The following is a 6,398-nucleotide window of genomic DNA, read 5'->3' as shown; positions in this document are numbered from 1 at the left end:
GGGGGGTGTTCAGTGGGGAAATGGGTGGATGCCGTTATCTCGGATTGGCTTGAGATCAATCGCCGGCAAGCCGGCTCCTACAGGGTTTTATGTCGAACGGTAATTCCGAGTACGGCACAAACTTTGTAGGAGCCGGCTTGCTGGCGATGGCGTCAGAATTATTGCTAAAGATCCCGGGCCTTACTTCTGCGTCCCATCATCATGCTGCAAATTCGCCTGCGTCAGGTTGGCCCCTGCCGGCACACTGCGGGTCAGCCAGACGTTGCCGCCAATGGTCGAGCCCTTGCCGATGGTGATCCGCCCCAGGATGGTCGCACCGGCATAAATCACCACATCGTCTTCAACAATCGGATGCCGCGGATGGCCCTTCTGCAACTGGCCGTCTTCATCCGCCGGGAAGCGTTTGGCGCCCAGTGTCACGGCCTGATAAATCCGCACACGCTCGCCGATGATCGCGGTCTCGCCGATCACCACGCCTGTCCCGTGATCGATGAAAAAGCTGCGGCCGATCTGCGCGCCCGGGTGAATGTCGATACCGGTCGCCGAGTGCGCAATTTCTGCGCTGATCCGCGCCAGCAGCGGCAGCCCGGCACGGTACAAATGGTGGGCGAGGCGATGGTGAATCACCGCCAGAATCCCCGGATAGCACAGCAGCACTTCATCGACGCTGCGGGCCGCCGGGTCACCGTGATAGGCCGCCAGCACATCGGTGTCCAACAGGCTGCGCAGGCCCGGCAGGGCGAGTGCGAAGTCCTGGATGATCTGGATCGTTTTGGCTTCTACTTCAGTGTCGGCCGAGGCACTGTGGCGGGCGGCGTAACGCAGTTCGAGCCGTGCCTGCCCCAGCAACGCATTCAACGCGACATCCAGCGTGTGACCGACGTAGAAATCTTCACTCTCTTCACGCAGGTCGACCGGCCCCAGGCGCATCGGGAACAACGCCCCGCACAACGCTTCAAGAATCTCCGCCATGGCCGCTCGGGAAGGCAACTCGCGGCCACCCTGCTCGCCGCTGGCGCGGCCGTTTTGTGCACGCCACTCGTCACGCGCCGTGCGCAGTTGGCTGACGATGGTCTGCAATTGCCAATGGCTGGAACGCTCGCTCACGGTAAAAAACTCCACACGGGCGGCCGGACTGTCTGGCCGCACTGACGGCGATTACTTTACGGCAAGGTCTGGAAACCGAATTAAGAACTGATTGTGCTGTGCTCAGCACTTTTGGCTATAAGTAATCTTGCCGGTTGCCCATGCATTTGGGCGTGCCTATAGTCCTGACATCTCCCACCGCCAGTACGGACCCATGATCAAACAACAGCTCGCCCGTTTTGACCGCCTCGATCTGCTCGGCCACCCGACCCCTCTGGAAAAACTCGAACGCCTGTCAGCCTGGCTGGGCCGCGACGTGTACGTCAAACGCGATGACCTGACGCCGCTGGCGATGGGCGGCAACAAGCTGCGCAAACTCGAATACCTGGGCGCCGATGCGCTGGCCCAGGGCGCGGACACGCTGATCACTGCCGGCGCGCTGCAATCCAACCACGTGCGCCAGACCGCCGCCCTCGCCGCCAAACTGGGCCTGGGATGCGTAGCGTTGCTGGAAAATCCTTTGGGCACCGAAGACGCCAACTATGTCGGCAACGGCAATCGGCTGCTGCTTGACCTGTTCGATGCCAAGGTCGAACTGGTGGACAACCTCGACAACGCTGACGAGCAACTGGAAGCATTGGCCGCACGCCTGCGCAGCAACGGCAAAAAGCCGTATCTGGTGCCGATTGGAGGCTCCAATGCGTTGGGTGCTCTGGGTTATGTGCGCGCGGGGCTGGAATTGGCCGAACAGATCAAGGACACCGGCCTGACCTTCGCCGCCGTCGTGTTGGCATCGGGCAGCGCCGGGACCCACAGCGGCCTGGCGCTCGCGTTGAGCGAAGCACTGCCGGATTTGCCAGTGATTGGCGTGACGGTTTCGCGCAGCGAAGAAGATCAGCGGCCGAAGGTTCAAGGCCTCGCCGAGCGCACCGCAGCGCTGTTGGGCGTCAGCCTGCCAGCGAGTTTCAAGGTTGAGTTGTGGGACGAATATTTCGGCCCGCGCTATGGCGAGCCGAATGCCGGGACGTTGTCGGCGGTAAAACTGGTTGCGAGCCAGGAAGGTCTGTTGCTGGACCCGGTGTATACCGGCAAGGCGATGGCGGGGTTGCTGGACGGGATTGGGCGTCAGCGTTTTGATGAGGGGCCGATCATTTTCCTGCACACCGGTGGGGCGCCGGCGTTGTTTGCCTACGATTCGGCGTTCTGAGAGCGCTTTGCGCTCTATCGCCAGCAAGCTGGCTCCTACAGGGTTCGCGTCGAATGAAAAATCGTGCACGCCCCTGTAGGAGCCGGCTTGCTGGCGATAGCGGTCTATCTGACGCATATGCATTTTAAGAATAACAAACGCAATATTTATTATTTTCCTATCTATAAGCACCGTCATATAGTCACGCCGCAGGCGAATTTGCAGCGAGACGCATACGCTGCTTTAGGGCAGGATATCGCAGTCGTCCAAATCCCGATTTTGCCAACATTCCTAAAAGCGTCTTCATAAGAAATCACAGGGGCTTGTCATGAATTTTTCCGCACTACGTCGAAATCTGCTGGTGGGTTCGCTGGGCCTGGCGCTGAGCGCCGGCCTGCTGGGGCAAGCGGTTGCCGGTGAGCAACTGCAAAAAATCAAGGACGCTGGCGTGATCAACGTCGGCCTGGAAGGCACTTACCCACCGTTCAGCTTCGTTGACGCCGACGGCAAACTGACCGGCTTCGAAGTCGAGTTCTCCGAAGCCCTGGCCAAAGAGCTGGGCGTGAAGGTCAAACTGCAACCGACCAAATGGGACGGCATCCTCGCGGCGCTGGAATCCAAGCGTCTGGACGCAGTGGTCAACCAAGTGACCATCTCCGAAGAGCGCAAGAAGAAGTATGACTTCTCCGAGCCGTACACCATTTCCGGGATTCAGGCGCTGGTGCTGACCAAAAAAGCTGCCGAGCTGAACATCAAGTCTGCCGCCGACCTGGCTGGCAAGAAAGTCGGCGTAGGCCTGGGCACCAACTACGAGCAGTGGGTTAAAGCCAACGTGCCGACCGCTGACGTGCGCACCTACGAAGATGATCCGAGCAAGTTCGCAGACCTGCGTAACGGCCGCACTGACGCCATCCTGATCGACCGCCTTGCCGCACTGGAATACGCCAAGAAGGCCAAGGACACTTCCGCCGCCGGCGAAGCGTTCTCCCGTCAGGAAGCCGGCATTGCCCTGCGCAAAGGCGAGCCTGAGTTGCTGGCAGCGGTGAACAAGGCCATCGACAAGCTGCGTGCCGACGGTACGCTGAAAAAGCTTTCGGAAAAATACTTCAGCGCTGACGTCACCAAATAATGGGAGAAGCTTTCCAACTTGCGCTGGACTCCGCGCCCTTCCTGCTGAAGGGCGCGTACTACACGGTAATCCTCAGCCTGGGCGGGATGTTCTTCGGTCTGGTGATGGGGTTCGGCCTGGCGTTGATGCGCCTGTCGCGCTTCAAACTGGTGAGCTGGCTGGCCCGCATCTACGTGTCGTTCTTTCGCGGCACGCCGTTGCTGGTGCAACTGTTCGTGATCTATTACGGCTTGCCGCAACTGGGTATCGAACTTGATCCGTTGCCGGCGGCCCTGATCGGCTTCTCGCTGAACATGGCCGCGTACGCCTGCGAAATCCTGCGTGCCGCAATCAGCTCCATCGAGCGTGGCCAGTGGGAAGCTGCCGCGAGTATCGGCATGACCCGCGCGCAGACATTGCGCCGGGCCATCCTGCCGCAAGCGATGCGCACGGCATTGCCGCCGCTGGGCAACAGCTTCATCTCGCTGGTCAAGGACACGGCGCTGGCCGCCACCATTCAGGTGCCGGAACTGTTCCGTCAGGCGCAGCTGATTACCGCCCGGACTTTCGAAATTTTCACCATGTATCTTGCCGCCGCGCTGATCTACTGGATTCTGGCCACGGTGCTCTCGCACCTGCAGAACAAGTTGGAAGAGCGGGTCAATCGGCACGACCAGGAGTCCTGACCCCATGATTGTCGTGGAAAAACTGACAAAGCAGTTCAAGGGTCAAGTAGTGCTTAACGGCATTGATCTGGAAGTGAAGGAAGGCGAGGTGGTGGCGATCATCGGGCCGAGCGGCTCGGGGAAAACCACGTTCCTGCGTTGCCTGAATTTTCTCGAAGAACCCTCCAGCGGCCGGATCAAGGTCGGTGACATCGAGATCGATGGCAGCCGCCCATTGAACCAGCAGCAGAGCCTGGTGCGGCGCTTGCGTCAGCACGTCGGCTTTGTGTTCCAGAACTTCAACCTGTTCCCGCACCGCACCGCCCTGGAAAACGTCATCGAAGGCCCGATCATCGTCAAGAAGGTCCCGCACGCCGAAGCCGTTGCCCTGGGTAAAAAGCTGCTGGCCAGGGTTGGCCTGGCAGGCAAGGAAGACGCGTACCCGCGACGCCTTTCCGGTGGCCAGCAACAGCGTGTGGCGATTGCCCGTGCGCTGGCGATGGAACCGGAAGTGATTCTGTTCGACGAACCCACCTCGGCACTCGATCCGGAGCTGGTGGGTGAAGTGCTGGCGACCATCCGCAGCCTCGCCGAGGAGAAGCGCACCATGGTCATCGTGACCCACGAAATGGGCTTTGCCCGCGACGTGGCCAACCGCGTGGTGTTTTTCGACAAGGGTGTGATCGTCGAGCAAGGCGAAGCCAAAGAATTGTTTGCCCATCCGAAAGAAGAACGGACAAAACAGTTTCTCAGCAAGTTCCTGAACAACGCTCAACACTGAGCAGCCATAACAGCGACATAAACTTCCACGGATGGAAGTTACATCGAAACTTCACACCCCCTTCAACAGCCACTCAAACCACTCTTACAATTTATTCCTCTTTCAATAATCGCGTGCGGTACATATATATGTCCTGCGACAGATTATCCTCACCTAAAATCCACAAAACACCTCAGCGTGACCACACGAACAACCGGCGCCTCCCGCCTCAAAAAACCGCTGATTCCGTGGGTATGTTCGACAAGCCGATGGGGCTTCCGGACCTGAAAGCGTAGGAGCTTTCTGAATAACTAAAGATTCGTTACTTAACTAACCAACTCTATTGACACTTATTCCAGCGCACTCTTATCTAGTCTCCGGCAAACGAACTCATCACGTTCAATCATTGTTCATACGCAAGTAATGAGCCGTTTGTGGCTCGGCCAATCAGTTCTTTCAGAAACGGACTTCGCTGCAAGACTTCAAGGAGAAACCCATGAAACATACTTCGAAAAAAACCGAACTTGCGGCACCGACCGTGGAGCAATCCCACCGGAGCGGCATCAACATCACCTCGGCTTCTCACCTGCTGATCGCCGTCGCGCCTTATCCCGGCATGGACGAAGGCGACTTGATCGAACTGTTCTGGGACAACTGCTACGTGGCCTCCAGAGTGCTGAACACCCTGGACGTCGGCAAATCCGTCAGCCTGCGCGTGCCGCAAAGCTTCATCGCCAACGGCTCCTCTCGCATTCACTACCGGCTGATGCAGGTCGGCCATGGGCCAGCGTTGTCACCGACAACCCGCGTGCAGGTCAAGCTCGACTGCCCGGGAGGCCAGCCCTCTGCCCTGTACGGCGATGAAATCCAGAGCCTGGCGCCGGTGAGCATTCCCGAAACCATCCGCCGTCAGGGCGTCAACCCGAACCAGATCAAGCGCGGCGTTCCCTTGACCATCGAGCCGTACCTGAACATGGCCATCGACGATGAAATCACCCTGCGCTGGGGCGATGTGCGCATGGACCTGCCACGGCTCAAGGCCGGCGATGTGGGCCAGCCGATTCAGGTCTGGGTGCCGCCGGCGATCATTCTCGAAGCCGGCGAAGACCTGCGGCTGGAAGTGACCTACTGCATCCTCGACCGCGTGGGAAACAACTCTCGCTGGGCGCCGACGCGTACGTTGAAGATTGGGTGTGCCAATCCGTATTTGAAGATCCGGCCGAAGGAAGTGCTCATGGCCGCAGAATCCAACAATCGCTGAAACCCACACCCCTTGTAGGAGCGAGCCTGCTCGCGATGGAGGTTAACGATAACGCTGACTACCTGAATGAACGCGCTGCCTGCACGTTTTTCGCGAGCAGGCTCGCTCCTACAAAAGCCGACCGCAGGGTGTTTCTGTTGCTACAAGAACAAAGTGTTGCCCTGCGTACAGTTGCTCACGACACACTTCTATCCATATTCCTAAAAGTTAGTTTATTTAATTTTTATACACGCTTAGGGTATATAAACCGGACCACCGGACATTCTTGTTTTTACTTCGCCGCATCCATCGCGGCGTTCCATGAGATGTGAGGTAGGTATGGTCCGGAACAC

Annotated in this window: 6 protein-coding genes; 5 read left to right on the top strand and 1 reads right to left on the bottom strand. The window is 58.6% G+C overall.

The window, feature by feature from the left end:
• Positions 1 to 180: 180 nt before the first annotated feature.
• The gene (gene epsC / locus KGB24_RS09890) at positions 181 to 1,107 is read right to left on the bottom strand and encodes a serine O-acetyltransferase EpsC (RefSeq protein ID WP_008032476.1); all 927 of its coding nucleotides are present in this window, start codon (positions 1,105 to 1,107) and stop codon (positions 181 to 183) included.
• A 193-nt stretch (positions 1,108 to 1,300) separates the two neighbouring features.
• On the opposite strand from epsC, the gene KGB24_RS09885 reads away from it, so the two are divergent.
• The 5 genes from KGB24_RS09885 to KGB24_RS09865 all read left to right on the top strand — a co-directional run bounded on the left by KGB24_RS09885 (position 1,301) and on the right by KGB24_RS09865 (position 6,066).
• Complete coding sequence (locus KGB24_RS09885) at positions 1,301 to 2,293, top strand: D-cysteine desulfhydrase (protein WP_008032477.1); 993 nt, start codon at positions 1,301 to 1,303, stop codon at positions 2,291 to 2,293.
• Between the two features lie 307 nt (positions 2,294 to 2,600).
• On the top strand, positions 2,601 to 3,401 hold the full coding sequence (gene tcyJ / locus KGB24_RS09880; protein WP_008032479.1) for a cystine ABC transporter substrate-binding protein: 801 nt from the start codon (positions 2,601 to 2,603) through the stop codon (positions 3,399 to 3,401).
• A complete protein-coding gene (gene tcyL, locus KGB24_RS09875; RefSeq protein WP_008040170.1) occupies positions 3,401 to 4,066 on the top strand; it encodes a cystine ABC transporter permease in 666 nt (221 codons plus the stop codon). The genes tcyJ and tcyL overlap by 1 nt, the downstream gene beginning before the upstream one ends.
• A 4-nt stretch (positions 4,067 to 4,070) precedes the next feature.
• Entirely contained in the window at positions 4,071 to 4,826 is a 756-nt protein-coding gene (tcyN, locus tag KGB24_RS09870; RefSeq protein WP_223415272.1) for an L-cystine ABC transporter ATP-binding protein TcyN, read from the top strand.
• Positions 4,827 to 5,301: 475 nt separating this feature from the next.
• Positions 5,302 to 6,066: a hypothetical protein gene (locus KGB24_RS09865; RefSeq protein WP_223415273.1), complete on the top strand. Its 765-nt coding sequence runs from the start codon at positions 5,302 to 5,304 to the stop codon at positions 6,064 to 6,066.
• Positions 6,067 to 6,398: the final 332 nt, after the last annotated feature.

The sequence above is a fragment of the Pseudomonas sp. BF-RE-25 genome (genome assembly GCF_019956105.1).
GTDB lineage: Bacteria > Pseudomonadota > Gammaproteobacteria > Pseudomonadales > Pseudomonadaceae > Aquipseudomonas > Aquipseudomonas migulae.
This window is presented reverse-complemented; position numbering and strand designations above follow the sequence as displayed.